General features: G+C 71.0%; 21 protein-coding genes and 2 tRNA genes. 7 read left to right on the plus strand and 16 right to left on the minus strand.

Going from position 1 to position 21,634, the window contains the following annotated elements:
* Nucleotides 1–185: 185 nt before the first annotated feature.
* Both BLW82_RS14515 and BLW82_RS14520 read left to right on the plus strand, forming a co-directional pair.
* Nucleotides 186–578 carry a CBS domain-containing protein gene (locus BLW82_RS14515; RefSeq protein WP_093499189.1) on the plus strand — a complete coding sequence of 131 codons (393 nt, stop codon included), beginning with the start codon at nucleotides 186–188 and terminating at the stop codon, nucleotides 576–578.
* Between the two features lie 315 nt (nucleotides 579–893).
* On the plus strand, nucleotides 894–1,313 hold the full coding sequence (locus BLW82_RS14520; RefSeq protein ID WP_093499190.1) for a Fur family transcriptional regulator: 420 nt from the start codon (nucleotides 894–896) through the stop codon (nucleotides 1,311–1,313).
* A 135-nt stretch (nucleotides 1,314–1,448) separates the two neighbouring features.
* On the opposite strand, the gene BLW82_RS14525 is transcribed toward BLW82_RS14520, so the two are convergent.
* The 4 genes from BLW82_RS14525 to BLW82_RS14540 all read right to left on the minus strand — a co-directional run bounded on the left by BLW82_RS14525 (nucleotide 1,449) and on the right by BLW82_RS14540 (nucleotide 6,836).
* Nucleotides 1,449–1,522 (minus strand) — tRNA-Met (locus BLW82_RS14525).
* Nucleotides 1,523–1,605: 83 nt separating this feature from the next.
* Nucleotides 1,606–3,441 carry a tetratricopeptide repeat protein gene (locus tag BLW82_RS14530; RefSeq protein ID WP_177232948.1) on the minus strand — a complete coding sequence of 612 codons (1,836 nt, stop codon included), beginning with the start codon at nucleotides 3,439–3,441 and terminating at the stop codon, nucleotides 1,606–1,608.
* 279 nt (nucleotides 3,442–3,720) lie between these two features.
* Nucleotides 3,721–3,794 (minus strand) — tRNA-Met (locus BLW82_RS14535).
* 69 nt (nucleotides 3,795–3,863) lie between these two features.
* Nucleotides 3,864–6,836 carry a UPF0182 family membrane protein gene (locus BLW82_RS14540; RefSeq protein ID WP_093499192.1) on the minus strand — a complete coding sequence of 991 codons (2,973 nt, stop codon included), beginning with the start codon at nucleotides 6,834–6,836 and terminating at the stop codon, nucleotides 3,864–3,866.
* Nucleotides 6,837–7,023: 187 nt separating this feature from the next.
* On the opposite strand from BLW82_RS14540, the gene BLW82_RS14545 reads away from it, so the two are divergent.
* Nucleotides 7,024–7,566, plus strand: coding sequence for a PPA1309 family protein (locus BLW82_RS14545; RefSeq protein WP_256215798.1), 543 nt, complete (start codon nucleotides 7,024–7,026; stop codon nucleotides 7,564–7,566).
* A gap of 106 nt (nucleotides 7,567–7,672) precedes the next feature.
* Here the strand turns inward: BLW82_RS14545 and BLW82_RS14550 are convergent, their stop codons facing one another.
* From BLW82_RS14550 to BLW82_RS14560, 4 genes are all read right to left on the minus strand, one after another.
* The gene (locus BLW82_RS14550) at nucleotides 7,673–8,770 is read right to left on the minus strand and encodes a YlbL family protein (protein ID WP_177232950.1); all 1,098 of its coding nucleotides are present in this window, start codon (nucleotides 8,768–8,770) and stop codon (nucleotides 7,673–7,675) included.
* 70 nt (nucleotides 8,771–8,840) lie between these two features.
* Complete coding sequence (locus tag BLW82_RS44425) at nucleotides 8,841–9,005, minus strand: hypothetical protein (protein ID WP_177232951.1); 165 nt, start codon at nucleotides 9,003–9,005, stop codon at nucleotides 8,841–8,843.
* Between the two features lie 117 nt (nucleotides 9,006–9,122).
* Nucleotides 9,123–9,584 (minus strand): molybdenum cofactor biosynthesis protein MoaE, encoded by a 462-nt coding sequence (locus tag BLW82_RS14555; protein WP_093508048.1) that lies wholly within the window; start codon nucleotides 9,582–9,584, stop codon nucleotides 9,123–9,125.
* Between the two features lie 524 nt (nucleotides 9,585–10,108).
* The gene (locus BLW82_RS14560; protein WP_093499194.1) at nucleotides 10,109–11,221 is read right to left on the minus strand and encodes an SDR family oxidoreductase; all 1,113 of its coding nucleotides are present in this window, start codon (nucleotides 11,219–11,221) and stop codon (nucleotides 10,109–10,111) included.
* Between the two features lie 192 nt (nucleotides 11,222–11,413).
* On the opposite strand from BLW82_RS14560, the gene BLW82_RS14565 reads away from it, so the two are divergent.
* Nucleotides 11,414–12,856, plus strand: coding sequence for a zinc-dependent metalloprotease (locus BLW82_RS14565; RefSeq protein ID WP_093499195.1), 1,443 nt, complete (start codon nucleotides 11,414–11,416; stop codon nucleotides 12,854–12,856).
* Nucleotides 12,853–13,374: an NUDIX hydrolase gene (locus tag BLW82_RS14570; protein WP_093499196.1), complete on the plus strand. Its 522-nt coding sequence runs from the start codon at nucleotides 12,853–12,855 to the stop codon at nucleotides 13,372–13,374. Before BLW82_RS14565 ends, BLW82_RS14570 begins: the two co-directional genes overlap by 4 nt.
* Nucleotides 13,375–13,458: 84 nt before the next feature.
* Here BLW82_RS14570 and BLW82_RS14575 read toward each other — a convergent pair whose 3' ends face one another.
* The 4 genes from BLW82_RS14575 to BLW82_RS14590 all read right to left on the minus strand — a co-directional run bounded on the left by BLW82_RS14575 (nucleotide 13,459) and on the right by BLW82_RS14590 (nucleotide 17,304).
* A complete protein-coding gene (locus BLW82_RS14575; protein WP_093499197.1) occupies nucleotides 13,459–14,214 on the minus strand; it encodes an AIM24 family protein in 756 nt (251 codons plus the stop codon).
* 17 nt (nucleotides 14,215–14,231) lie between these two features.
* Entirely contained in the window at nucleotides 14,232–14,912 is a 681-nt protein-coding gene (locus tag BLW82_RS14580; RefSeq protein ID WP_093499198.1) for an AIM24 family protein, read from the minus strand.
* Between the two features lie 11 nt (nucleotides 14,913–14,923).
* Nucleotides 14,924–16,570: a TerD family protein gene (locus BLW82_RS14585; protein ID WP_093499199.1), complete on the minus strand. Its 1,647-nt coding sequence runs from the start codon at nucleotides 16,568–16,570 to the stop codon at nucleotides 14,924–14,926.
* Nucleotides 16,571–16,707: 137 nt separating this feature from the next.
* Nucleotides 16,708–17,304, minus strand: coding sequence for a M48 metallopeptidase family protein (locus BLW82_RS14590; RefSeq protein ID WP_093499200.1), 597 nt, complete (start codon nucleotides 17,302–17,304; stop codon nucleotides 16,708–16,710).
* Nucleotides 17,305–17,530: 226 nt separating this feature from the next.
* Between BLW82_RS14590 and BLW82_RS14595 the strand changes: the two genes are divergently transcribed.
* The gene (locus BLW82_RS14595) at nucleotides 17,531–18,736 is read left to right on the plus strand and encodes a TOMM precursor leader peptide-binding protein (protein ID WP_093499201.1); all 1,206 of its coding nucleotides are present in this window, start codon (nucleotides 17,531–17,533) and stop codon (nucleotides 18,734–18,736) included.
* Nucleotides 18,729–20,093 (plus strand): ABC1 kinase family protein, encoded by a 1,365-nt coding sequence (locus BLW82_RS14600; RefSeq protein ID WP_093499202.1) that lies wholly within the window; start codon nucleotides 18,729–18,731, stop codon nucleotides 20,091–20,093. The genes BLW82_RS14595 and BLW82_RS14600 overlap by 8 nt, the downstream gene beginning before the upstream one ends.
* A 9-nt stretch (nucleotides 20,094–20,102) precedes the next feature.
* Here BLW82_RS14600 and BLW82_RS43890 read toward each other — a convergent pair whose 3' ends face one another.
* From BLW82_RS43890 to BLW82_RS14615, 4 genes are all read right to left on the minus strand, one after another.
* On the minus strand, nucleotides 20,103–20,315 hold the full coding sequence (locus BLW82_RS43890) for a hypothetical protein (protein ID WP_143063667.1): 213 nt from the start codon (nucleotides 20,313–20,315) through the stop codon (nucleotides 20,103–20,105).
* A gap of 136 nt (nucleotides 20,316–20,451) precedes the next feature.
* On the minus strand, nucleotides 20,452–20,778 hold the full coding sequence (locus BLW82_RS14605) for a hypothetical protein (RefSeq protein WP_093499203.1): 327 nt from the start codon (nucleotides 20,776–20,778) through the stop codon (nucleotides 20,452–20,454).
* The gene (locus tag BLW82_RS14610) at nucleotides 20,775–21,143 is read right to left on the minus strand and encodes a WhiB family transcriptional regulator (protein ID WP_010984500.1); all 369 of its coding nucleotides are present in this window, start codon (nucleotides 21,141–21,143) and stop codon (nucleotides 20,775–20,777) included. The genes BLW82_RS14605 and BLW82_RS14610 overlap by 4 nt, the downstream gene beginning before the upstream one ends.
* A 172-nt stretch (nucleotides 21,144–21,315) precedes the next feature.
* Complete coding sequence (locus BLW82_RS14615; protein ID WP_093499204.1) at nucleotides 21,316–21,630, minus strand: hypothetical protein; 315 nt, start codon at nucleotides 21,628–21,630, stop codon at nucleotides 21,316–21,318.
* Nucleotides 21,631–21,634: the final 4 nt, after the last annotated feature.

Below are 21,634 nucleotides of genomic sequence, written 5' to 3' on the forward strand. Positions count from 1 at the left end.
TTCTGAGGCGCAACGGGCCCAATCGGGCTCACTGCTCACATCACATATGAGCGCGTGCGCCCTCAATTGGCTGCACGCACCCCCTTGTTGACCCGTGCTTTACCTGCCACCCTGAGAGAACCCTCACTTGTGCGTTTGTGAATCGCTGAACTATCCGGCGATTTCTCTAGGAGGTGGCACCTTCCATGCTCGTCCGCGACGCCATGAGCACCGTGGTTCTCACCGTCGGCCCCGCCCACACCCTCCGCCAGGCAGCCGCCCTGATGTCCGCGCGCCGCGTGGGCGCGGCGATCGTCCACGACCCGGACGCCGGCGGTATCGGGATCCTCACCGAACGCGACATCCTCAACTCCGTGGGCCTCGGCCAGAACCCCGACACCGAGCCCATTCACGCCCACACCACCAACGACGTCGTGTTCGCCACCCCGACCTGGACGCTGGAGGAGGCGGCCCGGGCGATGGCCCACGGCGGCTTCCGCCATCTGATCGTCCTGGACGGCGGCGAACCGGCCGGCATCGTCTCGGTCCGCGACATCATCCGATGCTGGGCCCCGGCCCGGCAGCCCGTCTCCGCGTGATCAAGGCGGCGCCTCACGGGCGACGCCCGCACAGGTGCCGCCCCGAACCGCGACCCACGATCGAGGGATCCCCACGGCGAGCGACCAGGTCCGCGAGAGCGGCGCCGGTTCGGGCGCGAATGGGGGCGCAGGGCCCGGACCGCGGCCTCCAGCCGTTTGCCGAGGTCCTCGTCGGCCCGGCGGAAGTTGCCGATCGCACGCTCGGCGATGTCGTAGCGCGAGACCGATCCCACATTGGACTTAGTCCAAGTCAAGCAAGGTTCCAAAGTCACACCTGTTCGGAAAAAGGGAGGCCCTGCTGTTAGGCTGAATGCCATGAGTGACCTTCTGGAACGGCTGCGTGGACGCGGATGGCGGATGACCGCGCAGCGACGCGTCGTGGCCGAGGTACTCGACGGCGAGCACGTCCATCTGACGGCCGACGAGGTCCACGCCAGGGCCGTGACCAAGCTCCCCGAGATCTCCCGGGCGACCGTCTACAACACGCTGGGTGAGCTGGTCTCGCTCGGCGAGGTCGTCGAGGTCTCGACGGACAAGCGCGCCAAGCGGTACGACCCGAACGCGCACCAGCCGCACCACCACCTGGTCTGCGCCCGCTGCGGCTCGATCCGCGACGTCCACCCGACCGGCAACCCGATGGCCGACCTCCCCGTCTCGGAGCGGTTCGGCTTCACGGTCTCCGACGTCGAGGTGACGTACCGCGGCCTGTGCCCGGACTGCGCGGCGGCCGTCTGACGAACGAACGTTCCCGAAGGCCCCGGCACTCATGACGAGCGCCGGGGCCTTCGTCGTGCCTCATGCCGTGCCGTGCGGGGGCGCACAACACCGAGGGCCGGAATCCGTTTCCGGACTCCGGCCCTCGGCCTTCAGTAGCGGGGACAGGATTTGAACCTGCGACCTCTGGGTTATGAGCCCAGCGAGCTACCGAGCTGCTCCACCCCGCGTCGATGAACTGAACACTACGTGAGGGACACGGACAGAAGCAAATCAGTACCAGTGACCCCACCTGACCTGCGGGAACACCGGCCTACGCCGACAGCTCCTCCCGCAGGGCGTCCCGGAGCCGCCCCGCCCGCTCGGTCACCTCCGCCGGCCCCAGCGCCACCGCCCGGTCGGCCCACCGCTGCCCGACCGCGAGTTCGCCACGACGCGCGTAGACCAGGGCCAGCCGCAACGCCGCCCGCCCGTGCCCCGCGTCGGCGGCCCGCTCCCACCACACGGCCGCCTCCGGCTCGCTGCCCTCCCGGGCCAGCAGCAGCCCGAGGTTGAACGCGCCGTTGCGCGACCCGGCCTCGGCCGCCGTCCGGTACCAGCGCGCCGCCTCCACCACGTCCCCGCGGGCGGCGGCCAGCATCCCGACCCGCACCTGGGCCCGGCGGTGCCCCTGCGTGGCGGCCCGCTCGTACCACTCCTCGCACTCGGTCTTCACGTTCAGGGACGACTCCCCGAGCTCGTGCTCGGACACCGCCGGCCGGCGTGCGTCGAGGACGGCGGCGAGCCGGTAGGCGGCCTCGGCGCTGCCGCCGCCCGCCGCGCACCGCAGATGGCGCTCCGCGGCCGCCTCGTCGCCCTCGCGGAGCCGGGCGATGCCGACCTGGAGGGCGGCCTCCGTGTGCCCGGCGGCCGCCGCCCGCTCGTAGCAGTGCAACGCGACCCGGTCCTCGCCGCGCCCGGCGTAGAGGATCCCCAGGTTGAAGGCCGCGTCCACGCTCCCCGCCTCCGCGGCCTTGGAGAACCACGGTTCGGCGCCGCTCGTGTCGCCGACCTGGAGCAGCAGGACGGCGAGCGCGTTCGCGGCCTCGCGGTGTCCGGCGTACGCGGCTCGCCGGTACCACTGCTCGGCCTGCGCGGTCCGTCCCTGCTCGGCGCAGAGCAGCGCGAGGTTGTACGCCCCGTTGTCGTCGCCTGCGTCCATCGCCGCCCGGTACCAGCGTTCGGCGGTCTGCGTCTCACCGCGCTCGGCGTGCAGCGCGCCGAGCGCGTTCGCCGCGTTGCCGTCGCCGTCCTGGGCGGCCCGCAGCCACCACACCGCGGCGCTCTCGGTGTCCCCGGCGTCGCGCAGCAGGAAGCCGAGCGCGCAGGCGGCCCGGGCCTCGCCGTCCTTGGCGGAGGTCAGGTACCAGCGCCCGGCCTCCTTGAGCTCGCCGCGCTTCTCCAGGATCGCGCCGAGGTGCAGCGCGGCCCGCCGGTGGCCGCGGGCGGCGGCCTGCCGGTACCACTGCTCGGCCTCGGCGGCCTCCGCGGCCCCGGTCTCCGTGTCGACACCGCCGTCGGGCTCGGTTCCCTCCTCGCGCGCGGCCGCCCTGCGGTCGAGCGCGCGGGCCAGCCGGTAGGCCGCCTCACGGTGCCCCCGCTCGGCGGCGGCCCGCATCCACTGCCCGGCGTCCGGGTCCCCCCGGTGCTCCAGCAGGTCGGCCAGTGCGTAGGCGCCGAGCGCATGGCCCTGTTCGGCGGACTGGCGCAGCCAGTACTCGGCGGCGGGTTCGTCGCCGCGCTCACGGTGGTGGCGGCCCAGCGCGTGGGCCGCGGCCGCGGATCCGGCGACCGCGGCGATCCGCCACCAGCCGGCCGCTTCCTCGGGGTAGCCGCGCTGGTGCAGCAGGACACCGAGGTTGTTGGCGGCGGCCCGGTCACCGGCGGCGGTGGCCGCGCGCAGCCGCGGCTCGGCTCCGTCGAGGTCGCCGCGGCGCAGCAGCATGGCACCGAGCACACTCATCGACTCGACGTCACCGGCCTCGGCCTGGAGCCGGTGACGTGCCTCCTCAGCGGCCTCAGCGGCCTCGTCGTGGGTCGGCTCCTCGCCCGAAGACTGCACAAATCGCCCTGTCTCGAACAGAGTTGCCTTGTCCCCCATAACGTCCATCGTCGCACCACCTGCAACCTGGGTACACCACGTATACCGCAGACCGTGAGGTCACTTCAGCGTTTTGTCGACATGCCCACAGAACGACAAGTCAAACACATCTCCCTCAACTCCCCGCAGCGGCGCGGCGACCCGGTCCACCGGTACATGCGTTCGCCGCCCGTCCGGACACCGGGCGCCGCTCGGCCGTACGCCGCGGGCGGTCCGGTGGTCCGGCGGTCTGTCCACGCGCACACGCGAAGGCCCGGATCCCAAGAGGATCCGGGCCTTCGACTTCAGTAGCGGGGACAGGATTTGAACCTGCGACCTCTGGGTTATGAGCCCAGCGAGCTACCGAGCTGCTCCACCCCGCGCCGTTGTGTTGAAACCCTATCACGGCGCGGGCCGGGCTGATCACCAGCTCTCGGTCGTCCGCCGGGGGATCATCCGCTCGGGCTGGAACTCCCGCTGGGGCTGGGACTGCTGCCGGTGCTCGGACTCGCCGTCGCGCCCGGACTCGGGCTGCTGCTCGCCGTCGCGCCACCGCCACCGGTCTTGCCCGCCTTGGACTGCGCCTCCTCGGCCCGCGCGAGCGCGTCCCGCAGTTCGTCCTGCGCCTTGCCGTACGCCGTCCAGTCGCCCTTCTTCAGGGCCTCCTGGCCCGCCGCGAAGGCCTTCTGGGCGTCGTCCAGCGCCGCTTGGACGGTGGGGTTGCCGGACGACGTCGGCGGCGAGGTCGTCCCGGTGTCCGAGGAGCCCGTACCGGAACCGTCCGTGCCGAAGACCTTGTCGAGCGCCTCGTCGAGGGTGTTCTCGAAGACGGTCCTGCCCTCGTAGGTGACCAACACCTTGCGCAGCAGTGGGTACTTGACGCCGGCACCGCGGACGTAGACCGGCTCCGCGTACAGCAGGCCGCCGTCCAGTGGCACGGTCAGCAGATTGCCGTACTCGACCTCGGAGTCGCCGCCCTTGAGGAGTTTGATGGCGGCCGCGATCTCCTGTTCGGAGTTGAACTTGCTCTGGACCTGTTTGGGTCCGTCGACGGTCGTACTGGTCGGCAGTTTCAGGATTCTGATCTTGCCGTAGTCCTTCGAACCGGCCTCGGAGTCGACCGACATGAACGCGCTCAGGTTGTCCCGGCCGTTGGGCGTGAACGTCGTCGACAGCGAGAACGTCTGGGCGCTCTGGTCCGGCATCTTCATGCTCAGGTAGTACGGCGGCACCGCGTCGCCCGACTTGTTGGTCGGGTCGTCGGGCACCTGCCACACCTCGCTGCCGGTCAGGAACGTCTGGGCGTCCGTCACGTGGTAGCGGGTGAGCAGTTCGCGCTGCACCTTGAACAGGTCCTGCGGGTAGCGGAGATGGTCCATCAGATCCTGGGAGATGGCGCTCTTGGGCTGCACCGTGCCCGGGAAGGCCTTCATCCAGGTCTTCAGCACCGGGTCCCCGGTGTCCCACTGGTAGAGCTTGACCTCGCCGGTGTACGCGTCGACGGTCGCCTTCACCGAGTTGCGGATGTAGTTGACCTGGTTCTGCTGGGCCACCACCGCGCGCGAGTTGTTGGTCGCGGTCAGCGAGTCGGCGGTGGTGTCGCCGAGGGTCGTACGGGAGGCGTAGGGATAGCCGTTCGACGTCGTGTAGGCGTCGACGATCCACTGGATACGGCCGTCCACGACCGCCGGGTACGCGTCGCCGTCGATGGTCAGCCAGGGGGCGACCGCCTCGACGCGCTCCTTGGGCGTGCGGTTGTAGAGGATCCGCGAGCCCTTGCCGATCGCGCCCGAGTACAGGATCTGCGGCTCGTTGAACGCCACCGCGTACGCGGCGCGGTTGATCGGGCTGGAGAGACTGACCCCGCTCTTGCCGGCGTAGCTGGTGAGTTTCTCACCGTTGTCGTCGGAGTAGTCGATCTCCTTCTGGGGACCGCCGACGATCGAGTACGTGTTGGTCTTCTCGCCGTAGTAGACGCGCTGCTGGTAGGTGCCCAGGTCGCCCGTGGACGGCAGGTCGGACTCGGTGAAGACGGGCTGGCCCTGGTCGTCGGCCTCGGTGCCCTTGGCGGCGACCACGCCGTAGCCGTGGGTGTAGCGGAAGTGGTCGTTGATCCAGTTGTTCTTCGGGATGCCGGCGAGGTTCAGCTCGCGCAGGCCGATGACGGTGTCCTGGACCTTGCCGTCCTTGGTGTAGCGGTCCACGTCCAGGTTGGTCGGGAACGCGTAGTAGTTCCGCATCTGCTGGAGCTGCTGGAACGTGGGCGACACGATGTTCGGGTCCATGATCCGGATGCTCGCCGTGTTGTCGACGTCGGCCCGGAGCTTGGTCTTGTCCGTGGTCGTGCTCGTGCCCTTGTACTCGGTGACCTGGGTGTCGTCGATGCCGTACGCCTCGCGGGTCGCCTTGAGGTTCTTCTGGACGTACGGGGCTTCCTTGGCCTGCTCGTTGGGCTGGACCTGGAACTTCTGGACGATCGCCGGGTAGAGGCCGCCGATGAGGATCGCCGAGAGGACCATCAGGCCGAAGCCGATGACGGGCAGCTGCCAGGTGCGTCGCCACAGCGTGGCGAAGAACAGCAGCGCGCAGATGACGGCGATGCAGAACAGGATCGTCTTGGCGGGCAGATAGGCGTTCGCGTCGACGTACCTCAGGCCCGTCCAGTTGCCGGTGGCCTTGAAGTCGCTTGACTTGACGGCCAGTCCGTAGCGGTCGAGCCAGTAGGCGACCGCCTTCAGGGCGACGAAGAGGCCGAGCAGCACCGAGAGGTGCCCGGTCGCGGCACCGGTGGCACGCGCTCCGGGGCTGGTGACGCGCAGCCCGCCGTACAGGTAGTGGGTGAGCGCGGCGGCGATGAGGGAGAGGATCGCGGTGGCGAAGCCGAAGCCCAGCAGGAAGCGGTACCAGGGCAGGTCGAAGGCGTAGAAGGAGACGTCGAGGTGGAACTGCGGGTCCTTCTGGTGGAAGGGCACGCCGTTGACCCACATCAGCCAGGTGCGCCACTGTCCGGCCGCGGAAGCGCCGGCGATCAGCCCGACCAGCGCGGTGACCGCGAGCAGCAGCCACTTCTTGTACGGCGCGATGCCCATCCGGTAGCGGTCGAGGCTCTGCTGTTCCATGGACATGGCGCTCAGCGGGGGACGCAGCCGGTGCGCCAGCCAGATGTTGAAGCCCACCGCGGCCGCCATCAGCAGACCGAAGACGGAGAACAGCCCGATCTTGGTCCACAGGGTGGTGGTGAACACCGAGGAGTAGTGCACCGACCGGTACCAGAGCCAGTCCGTCCAGAAGCCCGCGAACATGGTGAACGCCATGCCGAGCGCGGCAAGGACGCCCAGTGTCAGGAGCAGGGTCCGCACCCGCCTGGACGGACGTCCGGTCGCTCTGATCCGTGGCCCCGTCGGGCCTCCGCCGCGGTCCGGCATCTGGAAAGCCAAGGTGCGCACCTCGAAGTTCGCTGTTTGATCCGCTGTTGATCGGCTGTTGTTGCGTCAGGCCCTCTTGTTCGCGGGCCGGACGTGTCCCCCCGTGATCGCGGGGCCACACCTATGCAACTTACTCACCGCTTACTCGGTTCCCGATTCCGGCCATGAACGAGGCAGGATTGTGACCATGTCCAACACTCCCATGGCAGCGAACCCGCTCACCCGGGCGGTTCTAGAGATCGACGAGTACGCCTCCGGCCTCGGCTGGGACCAGCCCGCTCGTCTCTTCGCCCTCGTCGACACCGCGCGGCTGCGCGTCCAGGAACCGGCCCTCGCCGCCCAGCTCGGTCTGGAGGAGGAGTCCGCGACCACCGGTCTCACCCCGATCGAGCAGGACGAAGTGCCAACGGACAAGGCGCTGGACGAGTTCCTCGGCACCATCGCCTGGCCGGACGCGGTGGTCGGCTGCGCGCTCACGGTGGAGCGGCTGATGCTGCCGCCGTCCGCCGAGTCCCAGGTCCCCGAGGGGCTGAGCGAGGCGAAGCTGGCCAAGTGGGTGGCGAGCCATCCCGAGCGCCAGGAGGTCCGGATGACGGTCGCGGTGCTGCGCGACGGCGGCCGCGACGCCGCGGTACGGCTGCGCGAGAAGGACTCGCCGACGGAGGTGCTCACCGGTCCCGACCTGGTCCCGGGCCTGGCGGACGCGCTGAGGGCGACCTTCGAGGACTGAGCCCGCCACCGGACGGCAGCCGGGGGCGCCCCTCGTCACGAAGGGCGCCCCCGGCTGTGTGTACGACTCCGTGTATGCCTCTGTGGACGGCTGTGCGTAAGCCTGCTCAACCCTTGGCTGTGCACTTCGGCAGGGCGCCGGTGTCGCCGCCGCGGATGTCCTTGAGGGCGCCGAGGGCGTCGCCGATGGTCTTCACCTTGACGAGGGTGAGCCCGCTCGGGGTGTCCTTGGCGGCCTCCGCGCAGTTGTCGGCCGGGGTCAGGAAGTACTGGGCGCCCTTGCTGCGCGCGCCGATGGTCTTCATCGAGATGCCGCCGATCGGGCCGACCGTGCCGTCGTCGTCGATGGTGCCGGTGCCGGCGACGAACTTGCCGCCGGTGAGGCTGCCCGGGGTGAGCTTGTCGTAGATCCCGAGCGAGAACATCAGCCCCGCGCTCGGTCCGCCGACATCGGCGAGCTTGATGTCGATGGAGAACGGGAACGTGTGATCGGTCCCGGCGGAGATCCCGACGATGGCGCGCTTCGCGCCGCTGTCGTCGGAGGTGGTCGTGGTGACCGTGACCTTCTCGGTCTTGGTGGCCGTCTTGTTCGCCTTCTCGGCGGCGGCCTGCTCCTTGGCCGGCACGACGGTGAAGACCACGTCCTGGCCGGGCTTGTGCTTGGTCACCAGCGTGGCGACGTCGGTCGGCTGCTTGACCACGGTGCCGTCGACGGCCTTGATCACGTCACCGGCGTGCAGCCTGCCCTCGGCGGGCGAGCCCTTGAGGACCGTGGAGACGATCACCCAGGACTTCACCGGGACGTCCAGCTCCTTCAGCGCGGCGACCTTGGCGCTCTCCTGGGACTGGCTGAACTCCTCGGCGTTCTCCTGGGTGGACTGCTGCTCCGTCTTGCCGTCCGGGTAGAGCGTGTCGTGCGGCACGACCTTGTTGTCGTGCGAGAGCCACCCGTAGACGGCCTCGAGGAGGTTCATCTTGTAGTCGGCGCTGGTGACCCGCACCGTGGTCATGTTCAGGTGCCCGGAGGTCGCGTAGGTCTTGTGGCCGGAGATCTGCAGCACCGGCTCGCCGTCGTGGTCCCCGAGCGTGTTCACGGTCGGGCCGGGAGACATCTCCGAGTACGGCACGTTGATGAGCACTCCGGCGCACAGGAGTGCGATCAGCATCAGGGTGGAGGCGAGCATCGTCGCGGTGCGGCGTGGCATGCCAAGACAGTACGGGACGGGTCTGTCAGCGCACCGTCAGGGCTACCCGTCACATGCGCCCCGGCCGCGCTCAGCCGCCGGAGCGGGACTTCTCCATGGCCTCGCGGAAGCGTGCGTACCCGTCGAGTTCCGGCCCGTCGCTGCGCGCCCTCCTGGTCCGGTTGGCCCAGCTGCCCCACACACCGGCACCGACCGCCGCCACCAGCGGAATCAGCAACCAGACGAGCGCCGCCATGCTGACCTCCCAACCCCATGAGCGTCCGCGACTGACTGATCAACAGATTAATCACCAGCACTGACAACGCTCACGCGAGGGGTACGGTTACGCAAGCGGAGCCCGGACAGGGGCCCTTCAGCAGGCCCCCACCCATTCCTCCGTCCCATCCGAGAACTTCTGGTGCTTCCAGATGGGCACCTCGTGCTTGAGGTCGTCGATCAGCTTTCGACAAGCTTCGAAGGCGTCCCCCCGATGCGGACACGACACACCGACGACCACGGCTAGATCACCCACCCGCAGGTCCCCCACCCGATGCACGGCGGCCAGGGCCCGCACCGGGTACTCGGCGACGACCTTCTCGGCGATCCGCCGCATCTCGTCCTCGGCACTGGGATGGCACGAATACCCGAGCGCGTCCACGTCGGCGCCCCCGTCATGGTTCCGCACCGTCCCCACGAACAGCGCGATCCCACCGGCCGCGTCGTCCCCCACGGCCGCGAACACCTCGTCCACGGACAGCGCACTCTCCCGGATCCCGATCAGCTTCACGGGATCCGCGGCGCCCCGCTCCCCAGGATGATCACTCACAGCAGCCATACCCCCATCCTGCCGCACGTCCACGACCACACGGAATACAACCAACACCAGGCACACACGCGTGCGCCCTTGGAGACTCCTACAGCGGCGGTTCCCACTCCCAGCCCACCCGGCGCCTGAGCACGACGACCGACCGCCACCCCATCTCAGCCCACCGGACGCCTGAGCACGACGACCGACCGCCACCCCATCTCAGCCTCTCCGGCGCTTGAGCACGACGACGGGTCCACACCCCCACCCTCCAACCCGTCCGGCGTTCGACGACGACCGGCCCGCCCCCAACCTCCAACCCGTCAGCCGTTCGAGGACGACGACCGGCCCGCCCCCACCCTCCAACCCGTCCGCCGTTCGACGACGACCGGCCCGCCCCCACTCCCCAGCCCGTCCGGCGTTTGAGGACGAGGCCGGAGGCCGATGCGGGGGTCCGGGGGCGGCAGCCCCCGATACGGGCGGTCGCAGGGGGCCCACCCCCTGGAGGACGGGACGGGTAGGGGCGGCGGGGGCGAGAAAACCCACGCCCGCCCTCAGATCCGCCGCCGAGCCTTCCGCGCCCGCCGCACCACGGCCGCCGCCCCCAGCAACGCCACCGTCGCCCCCGCCGCCCCCGCGGCCGTCGCGTCCTTCCGCCCCAGCCGCCGCCCCACCACCGTGTGCCGCCCGGCCACCTCCGCCAGCAGCTCGGCCAGCACCTCCTCGTTCGTCCACCCCGGCCGCCACCCGGCGTCATGCAGCCGGCTCCCGCTCACCACCCACGGATACATCGTGTACGCGAGGTCCCCGGCCGGCGACGGCGTCAGACCGATCCGGTGCAGCCGGGCCGCCGCCCCCAGCGCCACCGCCGACGGCAGTTCCATCCGCCGCGTCCCGCTGAGCTCCTCGACCTCCTCCTGCTCCAGCCACCCGTCGCACCCGACGGCGAGCTCCCCGTCGACCTTCTCCAGGACCGCGTACTCCAGCGCACTGCACAGGTCCTCGACATGGCAGAACTGCCAGGCAGGCCGCGACCCGGCGACGACGAGCAGCCGGGGCGACTCGAAATACCTGGTCAGAGCCGTGTCGGTGCCCCCGACCAGCACCGCGGGGCGCACGACGGTGACATTGAGCCCCGGATGCGCGCGGGGCGCCCGGCGCGCGAGCCGCTCGATCTCCAGGAGGTCGCCGACCCCGGTGGCCTCGGCGGTGGCACGCAGCTCCGCGTCCTCCGACAGCGGCAGCTCGTTGTCCGGCAGCGCACCGTAGACCATCGCGGAGGTGCACAGCACCGCGCGGTGCACCCCGGCCGCGGCCGCCGCGGTCAGCACGGTCTGCGTCCCGCGCACGTTGTAGGCCGTACGAGCCGCCGGATCGGTCTCCAGGTCCAGGTCGAGCGCGAGATGCACCACCACGTCGGCCCCGCGCAGCTTGTCCGCGATGGCCGGGTCCCGCACGTCGAGGATGTGCCACTGGGCGGCCGCGCACTCCCCGCGCCGCTCGTCGATGGCGATGACCTGCCTGACCTCCTCGGACGCGGCCAGCCGCTCGGTGAGCAGCGCGCCGACCCCGGTCGCGGCACCGGTGACGGCGACGACGGGCCCGCGCACGGCGGGAGGGGTTGAGTGGTTTCGCGCTGCGCGAACCTGCGGATCTGGGGAACTCACCGGGCGTCTCCAGCGGTTGTCTTCAGTACGAGCGTGAGTGACGCGTACGTACCAGGTGGCATCCATCCTGCCGCAGGCCGACTGTCGGCGAAGCACTGAGGCCCGATCGGGTCGGGGTGTCTACGCTGGGTGGTGTTGTCGGGCAGCCGCGCCGCCGGAGAGAACCGGTGGCCTTACCAGCCGAGGATTCCCGTGAGTGACACCCCATTCGGTTTCGGCCTTCCGCCGGAGGAGCCGGAAGACGGCGACGAGGGCAAGAAGAAGGACCAGCAGAGCGGTGGTGGGCAGGGACCGGCCAACCCGTTCGGTTTCGGCACCCCCGGGGCCGGCGGCTTCGGCGGCCCTGGCGCCGACAATCCGTTCGCTGCCATGTTCGGTTCGCTGAACCCCACCGACCTGGGCGCGGCCTTCCAGCAGCTGGGCCAGATGCTCTCGTACGAGGGCGGCCCGGTGAACTGGGACATGGCCAAGCAGATCGCCCGCCAGACGGTCTCCCAGGGCACCTCGGACGGCGTCAAGGACGCCAGCGTGGGTCCGGCCGAGCGCACCGCGGTCCAGGAGGCCGTCCGGCTCGCCGACCTGTGGCTGGACGACGCGACGTCGCTGCCGTCGGGTTCCGGTTCGGCCGTGGCGTGGTCGCGCGCGGAGTGGGTCGAGGCGACGCTGCCCGCCTGGCAGGAGCTGGTCGATCCGGTCGCCGAGCGGGTGGGGGCCGCGATGGGCGACGTCCTGCCGGAGGAGATGCAGGCCATGGCCGGCCCGCTGATCGGGATGATGCGCTCGATGGGCGGCGCCATGTTCGGCACCCAGATCGGGCAGGCCGTGGGCGTGCTCGCGGGCGAGGTCGTCGGGTCGACCGACATCGGGCTGCCGCTGACCCGGGCCGGCAAGGCCGCGCTGCTCCCGGTGAACATCGAGGCGTTCGGCAAGGACCTCGGCGTGCCCAAGGAGGAGGTGCGGCTGTACCTCGCGCTGCGCGAGGCGGCCCACCAGCGCCTGTTCGCGCACGTGCCGTGGCTGCGCTCGCACCTGTTCGGCGCGGTCGACGGGTACGCGCGCGGCATCAAGGTCGACACCGCCAAGCTGGAGGACGTCGTCGGTCAGTTCGACCCGCAGAACCCCGAGCAGCTGCAGGACGCGCTTCAGCAGGGCATGTTCCAGCCGGAGGACACCCCCGAGCAGAAGGCCGCCCTGGCCCGTCTGGAGACGGCTCTGGCCCTCGTCGAGGGCTGGGTCGACGCGGTGGTCCACGCGGCCGCGAAGCCGCGTCTGTCGTCCGCCGACGCGTTGCGCGAGACCCTGCGCCGCCGCCGGGCCACGGGCGGCCCCGCGGAGCAGACCTTCGCCACGCTGATCGGCCTGGAGCTGCGTCCGCGCCGGCTGCGCGACGCCTCCCGCCTGTGGGCCTCGCTCACCGACGCGCGCGGCGTCGACGGCCGGGACGGCCTCTGGGCGCACCCGGACATGCTGCCGACGGCGTCCGACCTGGACGACCCGGACGGCTTCGTGCACCGCGAGCAGCTGGACTTCTCCGAGCTGGACAAGATGCTCGGCGAGGCCGCGCAGAAGCCCGACCTGCGCAAGAAGGACGCCCAGGACAAGGGCGAGCAGGACAAGGGCGACGACACCGAGTGAGCCTGCACGACGACGCGGTCCTCGTCCTCAAGGGGTACGAGGACCAGGACGAGCTGCGCCAGACCTACCTCGACCACCTCGCAGCACACCCGGACGGGATGTGGAAGGCCTGTCCTGCCGGTCATGTCACGGCGAGCGCGCTGGTCGTCGACCCCGAGCACGGGCGGGTGCTGCTGACCCTGCACAGGAAGCTGCGGATGTGGCTGCAGATGGGCGGCCACTGCGAGCCGGGGGACGCCACGCTGGCGGCCGCGGCGCTGCGGGAGGCGACGGAGGAGTCCGGCATCCCCGGGCTGACGCTGCTGCCGGGCGGCCCGGTGCGCCTGGACCGGCATCCGATCCCGGCACCGTGCCACTGGCACTTCGACGTCCAGTACGCGGCCCTCGCCCCGCGCGGCGCCGCCCACGTGATCAGCGACGAGTCCCTCGACCTGCGCTGGTTCACCTACGACGAGGTGCCGGAGGTCGCCGACGACTCGGTCGTACGGCTGCTGGAAGGAACTCGGGCGCGGCTCTGACCTGGGACTTCGGGAGCTGCCGGCGCATGTCGGCGCATGTGTAAGGGGTGCCCGCCGCTGCGGGCGCCCCTTACACATGGGCTCTCAGCTCCAGACGTTGCCCTGGTTCGCGCCGCGCGCTCCCTGCTGGCCCATACCGAACTGGGCGGCGATGCCCTGGCCGATCTGGGCGTGCTGCGGCGGCAGCAGTTCACTCGGCTGGACCAACGCGAAGCCACTTCCCATGAAGCTCAGCTCCCAGCCCTCGCCGGTGCTGCCGCGGCGCCGCCACACGCCCGAGGAATGCGTCTGAGCCTGCATCTGGACGCGCAGCCCGGTGGACCAGGCGACGATCGCGTCGGCGTCGCAGTTCACGTACTTGTCGGGCGTGACCTGCATCAGCAGCGGCGCGCCCGAGGTCATCAGGGCGACCTGACCGCGTCCGGTGATGTTGAGCTGGTACTTCCCGGACCCGGAGATGCCGTAGAGGCTGTCGACGGCGACGACCTCGTAGTGCAGCGAGGAGTCCATGGCGAGGACGTAGCCGCTGTCCACGGTCAGGCCGTCCTGCTCGACGTCCAGGACGTGGATGTGCTGGGCCAGGTTGGCGAAGTAGACCGTGCCCTGCCCGTGGCAGCGCATCAGGTCGAGGCCCTCGCCGGTGTACGCACGTGCGCGTGCCTGGCCGTGGCCCTGGTACTCGGCGTCGAACTCGACGAGCCCCTGGTAGGCGACCATGGTGCCCTTGCGGGCGAGGACGTCGTCGTGGCCCTCCAGGACGACCCGCAGCATCTGCTTGTTCTGCAGGCTGTAGCGGTCCCGGACCTGGGAGTCGTTGAAGGCGAAAAGCGGGCTCTGCATGGTTTCCTGACTCCCCCTCAGCCCCGGAACCGGAGGCGGTCGGTGCTGTCCTCGCTGGGCTGGACGACGACGATGCCCTGGCCGGAGAAGGCCATCTGGTAGGCCTCGCCGCTGCCCCGGCCGATCAGCGCCTGCGCCTTGAAGCTGCGCTTGCCCTTCACCTTGAGGTTCGGGGACCAGGCGACCAGTGCGTCCGGGTCGACGTACGTCTCGTCCTCGCCACCGCCGCAGTCGACGACGATCGGCTTGCCGCGGGAGGTCAGCGCGACCCAGCCCTGTCCGGAGATCTTGGTGTTCCACAGGCCCTGGCCGGCGAACTTCGCGAGCCCCTTGACCCGCTCCACGCCCCACGTCAGATGCGCGTCGAAGGCGAGCAGGTTGGTGGCGTTGACGGAGATCCCGTCGCCGTTGAGGTTGATGACGACGACGTTCGCACCGTAGTCGGCGAGGTAGAGCAGGCCGTCGCCGGAGCACTTCATCAGCGGCGCGCCCTCGCCGGTCACCCAGTCCCGGGCGATCTGGCGGACGGCCGGCGGGTTGGGCTCGTACTGGACGAAGCCCTCGTAGGCGACCATCGACCCCACGCGCGCGAGGAGGTCGTTCCCGGTCTGCATGGCGACCTTCAGCATGTGGTCGCCGTGGTTCTCCATGCGGGCGGTGACGGGTGCGGGGGCGTAGCCCGCGAGCGGCTGGTTCATGACGGGCTCCCTCAGACCTCGTACGGCTGGACGACGATGAAGTTGCCGGGCGCACCCCGGAACTGCAGGTTGACGCTCTCCCCGGTGTCGCCCGGGTAGGCGTTGCGCCGCATCCGCACCTGGCTGGAGACGATCACCTGGGAGGCCGCGGACCAGGCGACCACGGCGTTGCAGTCGGCGAACGTCGTCGGCGTCACGGGCAGCACGACGGGCGTGCCGTGCGTCTTGACGACGATGGTGCCGGTGCCCTGGAACTGCATCGTGAACAGCGCGCCGCCGGGGATGCCGTGCCCCTCGATCCGGCGGACCTCGTACTGGAGGCTTTCGTCGAAGGCGAGGACGCTCTCGGCGGAGACGCAGATCGCGTCGCCCTGGAGCTCGATGGGGTGCAGGTGCGCGGAGTTCTCCGCGAGGAACACCTGGCCGTGGCCGGTGCAGCGCATCAGCTGCATCTCCTGGCCGGTGGCGTTGCCCACGATCCGGCCGGCGAACCCGGCGCCCTTGTAGCTGAAGTCGACCTTGCCCTGGTAGAGCACCATGCTGCCCTGCCGGGCCAGCACCGGCTGCCCGCCCATCCCGAGGTCGACGCGGACGAGCTTGCTGTTCTGCAGGGTCCAGCGCTGCCCGGTGGGCGTCTCCTTGAACTTCTGGAGCGCGGCACCGACACCGGCACCGCCCTGGGGAGCTCCCTGCGGGACCGCATAGCCCTGCTGCCCGGGGACCTGTCCGAACGACGGCTGCCGGCCGTAGCCCGGGGGCGGGGTCGGGGCCTGGGGCGGCTGCGGGTATCCGGGCGGCGGGCCCGGGGTCTGCGGGGGCGCCGGGGGCTGGCCGTAGCCGGGCGGGGCGGGCGGCTGGCCGTAGGGCGCGGGCGCCGGGGACGGGGGCGGCACCATGCCGGGCGCCTGCGGGGTCAACGGGGCGATGACCGTGGGCGCATGGTGCACATGCGAAGCCGGCGCCGGACCGGGCGCAGGCGGCGGGGTGAAGCCCTGGGGGGCGGGTGCGGGCGGCGGGGCCGGCGCGGGAGCCGGCGCGGGCGCGGGCGGAACGCCGAACGCGGGCGGCGCGAAGCCGGGCGCGGACCCGGTCTGCGGCTGCTGCGGTTCCGGCGCGGCGGGCGCCTCCTCCTCCAGCACCTCGCCGCCGAAGTTCTTCAGCAGCGCCTCCAGGCCGCCGTCGAAGCCCTGGCCGACGGCGGCGAAGCGCCACACGTCCTTCAGGTAGAAGTCGCCCAGCATCACGGCGCGCTCGGTGGAGAACTCCGAGCCGTTGAAGGAGTACCGGGCCACCTCCTCGCCGCCCGCGACGATCCGGATGTACCCGGGCGCGATCTGCGACATCTGCCCGGCGCCGTCGATGGTCGCCGTGAACGCCAGCTTCTGGATCCGCGGAGGGATCCGGTCCAGCGTGACCCGGAAGGACTCCGTGTCACCCGCCTGCGTACCCAGCAGCTGGATGGACTCCTCGGGTGACTTCGGCTGGTTGAAGAAGACGAAGTAGCGGTCGTCCGACAGCCGTTCGTCGGCGTCGAGGCCGAAGCAGCTGATGTCGAACGTCAGCCCGGGACCGGAGATCTGCACGCCTACGTACAGATCGGTACCGGCCGTGAGGTCGCTGATCCTGGCCTTGTGGCCGCGTTGGAATTCCCTGGCCATGCGTGACGACCGTCCCCCATCCCGAATGCGAGTGCGTCGCGCCAGGCTAACGGCTAACTCGGACATCGGAAGAAGTCGGTACAGACCCGGTACACAACCGCGTTCAACGGCCCCGGAGGGAGCGTTCCCGGGCTGGGTCACTCATCGCGCGCACCGGGCAGGTGGGGCAGCCGGCCCGCCGCGACCACCCCTTCGAGGTAGCCGCGGGCGCGCTCGGTCCGCGGGTAGGCCTCAAGCAGCCGCCAGAACCGGGGCCCGTGCCCCGGCACCAGCAGATGCGCCAGTTCATGGCAGAGGACGTAGTCGACGACGTACTCGGGCATGCCCTGGAGGCGGTGCGAGAGCCGGATGCTGCCCTCGGAGGGGGTGCACGAGCCCCAGCGGGTGTTCTGGTTGGTGACCCAGCGCACCGAGGCGGGGCGGGCCCGGCCGCCGAAGTACTGGGCCGACAGCCAGTCGGCGCGCTCGGCCAGTTCGGCGTCGCCCAGCACTCGCTTGCTCTCCTGGGCGGCGAGTTTGTTGAGCATGACGGTCACCCAGCGTTTCTCCTCCGCCTCGGACATCCGGGCGGGGATCAGCACGACGGTGCGATCGCCCTCGCGGTACGCGGAAACGGTCCGGCGGCGCCGGGCACTCCTGCGAACCTCGATCGCGCTCGCCCCCAAGCCGCTGGGCGGCTGGCTCGTCGTGCTGCGCTGTGGCTTTCCGGCGCGGTGCAGTGGGTCGGCGGGCACGCCCCGACGTTACCCGCTGCCCACGGGGGAAGTCCCGGGTCCGGAACGGTTCGGTGCCGATCCCCCACCATGCGTCTGATTTGTACGACGAATACCCACCGCCTGTGGACAACTTTCGGCGGCCGCCCGACGGCCCGGGCATGCTGGCAGTCGTCGGCGGAGCAGGACCGGCTCCATCGGCACACGGGGACATTCTGTGACCTTTCGACGGCTACGGGGGCCTGACATGCATCCGTTGGTGAAGCCCGCGCTGCGGCGCGGCTGGCGCGACCTCAACACCGTGCAGTTCGGGATGACTCCCGCGCACGCGATGACACTGGGGCCGATGGACACCGCGACCGGGAGCTTCCTCGACCTGCTCGACGGCGCCCGCGGGCTTGGGCTGCTACGGGAGGAGGGGCGCCGCATGGACCTGCCGGACGGCCATGTCGACGCGCTCGTGGACCGGCTGTCCCGGGCCGGGCTCGTCGACGACGCACAGGGCGGCGGGCCCACGGCGCAGGCGTTGCGGGAGAAGAAGGAGGTGCTGGAGCGGCTGGGCCCCGATCTCGCCTCGCTCTCCCTGATCACTCCGGAGCCGGGCGGCGCGATCGGCCGGCTGGCGGCCCGCCGGGCACTGCGGGTGCAGGTGCAGGGCGCGGGCCGGGTCGGTGTCACGCTGGCCGCGTTGCTCTCGGGCGCGGGCGTCGGCGAGGTCGACGTACGGGACGTGGGCCGGGTCCAGCCGTGGGACGTGGCGCCGGGCGGGCTCCCGGCGGAGGCGGTCGGCGAGCGCCGTACCGAGGCCGCGCGTCGAGTCGTCCGCAGGGCGTCCCCGGACCGGCCGCCTCGCCGCCCCGACCCGGCCGCGGCGGAGCCCGGCCTGGCACTGGTGATCATCGCCCCGCGCGACGACGTCCTGGTGCACGCCCCGGACGCGCGCGCCGCCGAGCCGCTCGTGGCCGCCGGGACCCCGCACCTCTACACGGGTGTCGTGGAGGGCACCGGCGTGGTCGGCCCCCTCGTCCTGCCCGGTGGGACGGGCTGCGCCCGTTGTCTGCACGAGCACCGCACGGACCGGGACCCGGCCTGGCCGCGCCTGGTCGCCCAGTGGCGGTCCGGACAGGCCCGCCGGATGGGCGCCTGCGACCAGACGCTGGCGGCGGCCGTGGCGGGGCTGGCCGCCGCGCACGCCCTGGCCTTCCTCGACGGGGAGTCGCCGGCTGCCGAGGGAGCACGCTGGGAGGCGTCCGTGCCCGTTCTGCACTGGCACGCGCGACCGGTCTGGCCGCATCCGGCATGCCCGTGCGGAGCCGCGGAGAAAGCTAAGGGGGAACACTCCTCAACCAACGGGGATCCACACGCGACAATGGTGGGGCAACGGCCGTCGGCGCAGCGACGAGAGCACGCGGACGCGGCGCGGCCGACTGGGACTTGGAGGGCGCATGTCTGATCTTCCCCGGAAGGCGGTCACCCGGACCGCCAAACTCGCCGCGCTCCCGCTCGGCTTCGCCGGCCGGGCGACCTGGGGCCTGGGCAAGCGCATCGTGGGCGAGTCCGCGGAGATCGTCGGCCGGGAGCTCCAGCAGCGCACGGCGGAGCAGTTGTTCAAGGTCCTGGGCGAGTTGAAGGGAGGGGCGATGAAGTTCGGGCAGGCGCTGTCCGTCTTCGAGTCAGCCCTCCCGGAGGAGGTCGCCGGGCCCTACCGGGCGGCCCTCACCAAGCTCCAGGACGCCGCCCCGCCGATGCCGACCCGCACCATGCACGCGGTGCTCACCGAACGCCTCGGGGAGGACTGGCGGGAGCTGTTCCTGGAGTTCGACGACAGGCCCTCGGCGGCGGCCTCGATCGGGCAGGTGCACCGGGCCGTGTGGCGGGACGGCCGGGCGGTGGCGGTCAAGGTGCAGTACCCGGGTGCCGGCGAGGCCCTGCTCTCCGATCTCGGACAACTGAGCCGTTTCGCCCGCCTGTTGGGTCCGCTGATCCCGGGTATGGACATCAAGCCGCTGATCGCGGAGCTGCGTGACCGGGTCTCCGAGGAACTGGACTACTCGCTGGAGGCGCGGGCCCAGGCGGCGCACGCGGAGGAGTTCGCGGGCGACCCCGACGTGGTGGTGCCGGGGGTGGTGCACCAGTGCGACCAGGTGCTGGTCACGGAGTGGATCGACGGAATACCGCTCTCCGAGATCATCTCGGAGGGTACCCGGGAGCAGCGCGACCGGGCCGGTCAGCTCCTCGCCCGCTTCCTGTTCTCGGGACCCGCCCGCACCGGCCTGCTGCACGCCGACCCGCACCCCGGCAATTTCCGCCTGCTGCCCGGCGGGCCGGAGGACGAGGAGGAGTGGCGGCTCGGCGTACTGGACTTCGGCACCGTCGACCGGCTCCCCGGCGGACTGCCCAGCCCGATCGGCGACTCGCTGCGGATGACGCTGGACAACGACGCCGAGGCGGTCTACGAGCTGCTGTGCGCGGAGGGGTTCGTCAAGGAGTCCATAGAGCTGGACCCCGACGCCGTCCTGGACTACCTGCTGCCGATCATCGAACCGGCCCAGGTCGACGAGTTCACCTTCACCCGCAACTGGATGCGCAGCCAGGCCGCCCGCATCGCCGACCCCCGCAACCCCGCCCACCAGCTGGGCAAGCAGCTCAACCTGCCGCCGGCCTACCTCCTGATACACCGGGTGACCCTGAGCACCATCGGCGTGCTGTGCCAGCTGGGCGCGACGGTGCGGCTGCGGGAGGAACTGGAGGCCTGGCTGCCCGGGTTCGTGCCCGAGGAGCAGACCGAGGCCGCCGTGGAGGCGCAGTAGGGGACGGATTCACCACCAGGACGAGTCGAGCCGGCCCTCGATCGCCCGGAGGTTGTCCCTGGAGCAGGCCTCGCAGAAGAACTGGCGGACGCCGTTCTCCACGGAGCAGGTCCAGGTGACGGGCGGGGGGCCGTCGGCCGGAGTGCCGCAGCGGGCGCACACGAGCGGGTGGGGCTCCGTGGCGGAGCCGCCGTGATCACTGCCTCCGGGAAGACTCGTCACCTGGTGACGATAACTCCGCCACGGGAGAATCAGCGGGCACAACGCACCGCGGGGGCCGGTCCGTTCGGCCGGACCGGCCCCCGCGGGGAGCTTTCGCCTCCCGGGATCGGGAGGCCACCGCTTCAGGTGTACTGGATTACTGCATCACGGCCATGGCGAGCGCACGGCGGGCACGCATCGAGGCGCGCTCGGCCCGGCGCTGCATCCGGCGAGCGGTCGCCAGGCGCACGGCCTGGCGTTCCCGCTCGGCCTCGTGCAGTCGCTCGTGCATATGCGCACGAGCCAGGGCTTCTGGGATGAGTTGCATCTCTCGGGTCCTGTTCTGACGCGAGCCGGTGTCGGTACCGGCGGTGGTGAAGTCTGGGATCGCGGAGCCTGCGGGCTCGCTGGTGGACGGCTTCATCGGGGCCTGCTTCTTGGGATCGTGCGTGAGGGGACGGTCGATCGTTCCGTGGATGTTCATGCCGTGACCGGGTTCTTGCGCGGGCGGCCACGCGGCCGCTTCCGGGCGACGACGACGCCCTGGACGAACAGCTCGCCACCCCAGACGCCCCAGGGCTCACGCCGCTCCTTGGCCCCGGCGAGGCAGGCCTCGATCAGCGGGCAGGTGCGGCAGAGGGACTTGGCGTACTCGACGTCCGCCGGCGACTCGGCGAAGAAGACCTCCGGGTCGTAGGAGCGGCAGGGGACGGGTACGCCGAGGTTCTCGATGGCGTCGTCGAGCGCGGTGAGCGCGGTGAGCGGGATCAAGGTGGAGTCCTCCGTGAGGCCGGGCGGGGGGATCGTTTCGGAAGGCGGTACGGACGGGGCGTGCGCTTCGAGTTGCACGGCTGTTCTTCCTCGTCTGGTCGTGCCGGTCGGGTTGGACCGGTTGGCGGCTGGTACCGGGTTCTGCTCTTGCCCCGAGGCCCCTTCGGTCCGCTCTCCCCGTTCGGGGAAAACAGAAGGGCCGCGGATCCCGGATGGGGTTCCGCGGCCCTGAAGGCGCCGGCCTGATCGATCAGGCTGGATCACTCCAGGGTTCTGGCCCACGGAAGGCCCACATCAGGTGGTGCTGCGTCTGCTTCCGGCTTCCGGCACCGGCTGCCGCAAAGGCATAGGCGTGCGCCTGTGCCGCTACTGCTTCCAGTGCCTTCGTCGGTCGCTCATTGCGCTCACGGACGGGAAGGCCCGCGAGAGAAACGGAGGACGCCGGACGCACGGCAGGAATGCCGGACAGACCGGTGCCCAGGTAAGAGACGCCGAGCATGCACACGGAGACGGCCGAGAGATCGGTCATTTTGGCCGCGCTGATGTTGGTCTCGATGCTGATCACTGGA

The sequence above is a fragment of the Streptomyces sp. Ag109_O5-10 genome (assembly GCF_900105755.1).
Lineage (GTDB): Bacteria > Actinomycetota > Actinomycetes > Streptomycetales > Streptomycetaceae > Streptomyces.

Excerpts from the sequence above, each read along its gene's own strand:
- BLW82_RS14575 (WP_093499197.1), bottom strand. The coding sequence starts at position 14,214 with ATGCAGAGCCCGCTTTTCGCCTTCAACGACTCCCAGGTCCGGGACCGC.
- BLW82_RS14605 (WP_093499203.1), bottom strand. The coding sequence starts at position 20,778 with ATGAACATCCACGGAACGATCGACCGTCCCCTCACGCACGATCCCAAG.
- BLW82_RS14520 (WP_093499190.1), top strand. The coding sequence starts at position 894 with ATGAGTGACCTTCTGGAACGGCTGCGTGGACGCGGATGGCGGATGACC.
- BLW82_RS14540 (WP_093499192.1), bottom strand. The coding sequence starts at position 6,836 with ATGCCGGACCGCGGCGGAGGCCCGACGGGGCCACGGATCAGAGCGACC.
- BLW82_RS14555 (WP_093508048.1), bottom strand. The coding sequence starts at position 9,584 with ATGGCTGCTGTGAGTGATCATCCTGGGGAGCGGGGCGCCGCGGATCCC.
- BLW82_RS14515 (WP_093499189.1), top strand. The coding sequence starts at position 186 with ATGCTCGTCCGCGACGCCATGAGCACCGTGGTTCTCACCGTCGGCCCC.
- BLW82_RS14530 (WP_177232948.1), bottom strand. The coding sequence starts at position 3,441 with ATGGACGTTATGGGGGACAAGGCAACTCTGTTCGAGACAGGGCGATTT.
- BLW82_RS14595 (WP_093499201.1), top strand. The coding sequence starts at position 17,531 with ATGCATCCGTTGGTGAAGCCCGCGCTGCGGCGCGGCTGGCGCGACCTC.
- BLW82_RS14550 (WP_177232950.1), bottom strand. The coding sequence starts at position 8,770 with ATGCCACGCCGCACCGCGACGATGCTCGCCTCCACCCTGATGCTGATC.
- BLW82_RS44425 (WP_177232951.1), bottom strand. The coding sequence starts at position 9,005 with ATGGCGGCGCTCGTCTGGTTGCTGATTCCGCTGGTGGCGGCGGTCGGT.
- BLW82_RS14585 (WP_093499199.1), bottom strand. The coding sequence starts at position 16,570 with ATGGCCAGGGAATTCCAACGCGGCCACAAGGCCAGGATCAGCGACCTC.
- BLW82_RS14600 (WP_093499202.1), top strand. The coding sequence starts at position 18,729 with ATGTCTGATCTTCCCCGGAAGGCGGTCACCCGGACCGCCAAACTCGCC.
- BLW82_RS14580 (WP_093499198.1), bottom strand. The coding sequence starts at position 14,912 with ATGAACCAGCCGCTCGCGGGCTACGCCCCCGCACCCGTCACCGCCCGC.
- BLW82_RS14545 (WP_256215798.1), top strand. The coding sequence starts at position 7,024 with ATGTCCAACACTCCCATGGCAGCGAACCCGCTCACCCGGGCGGTTCTA.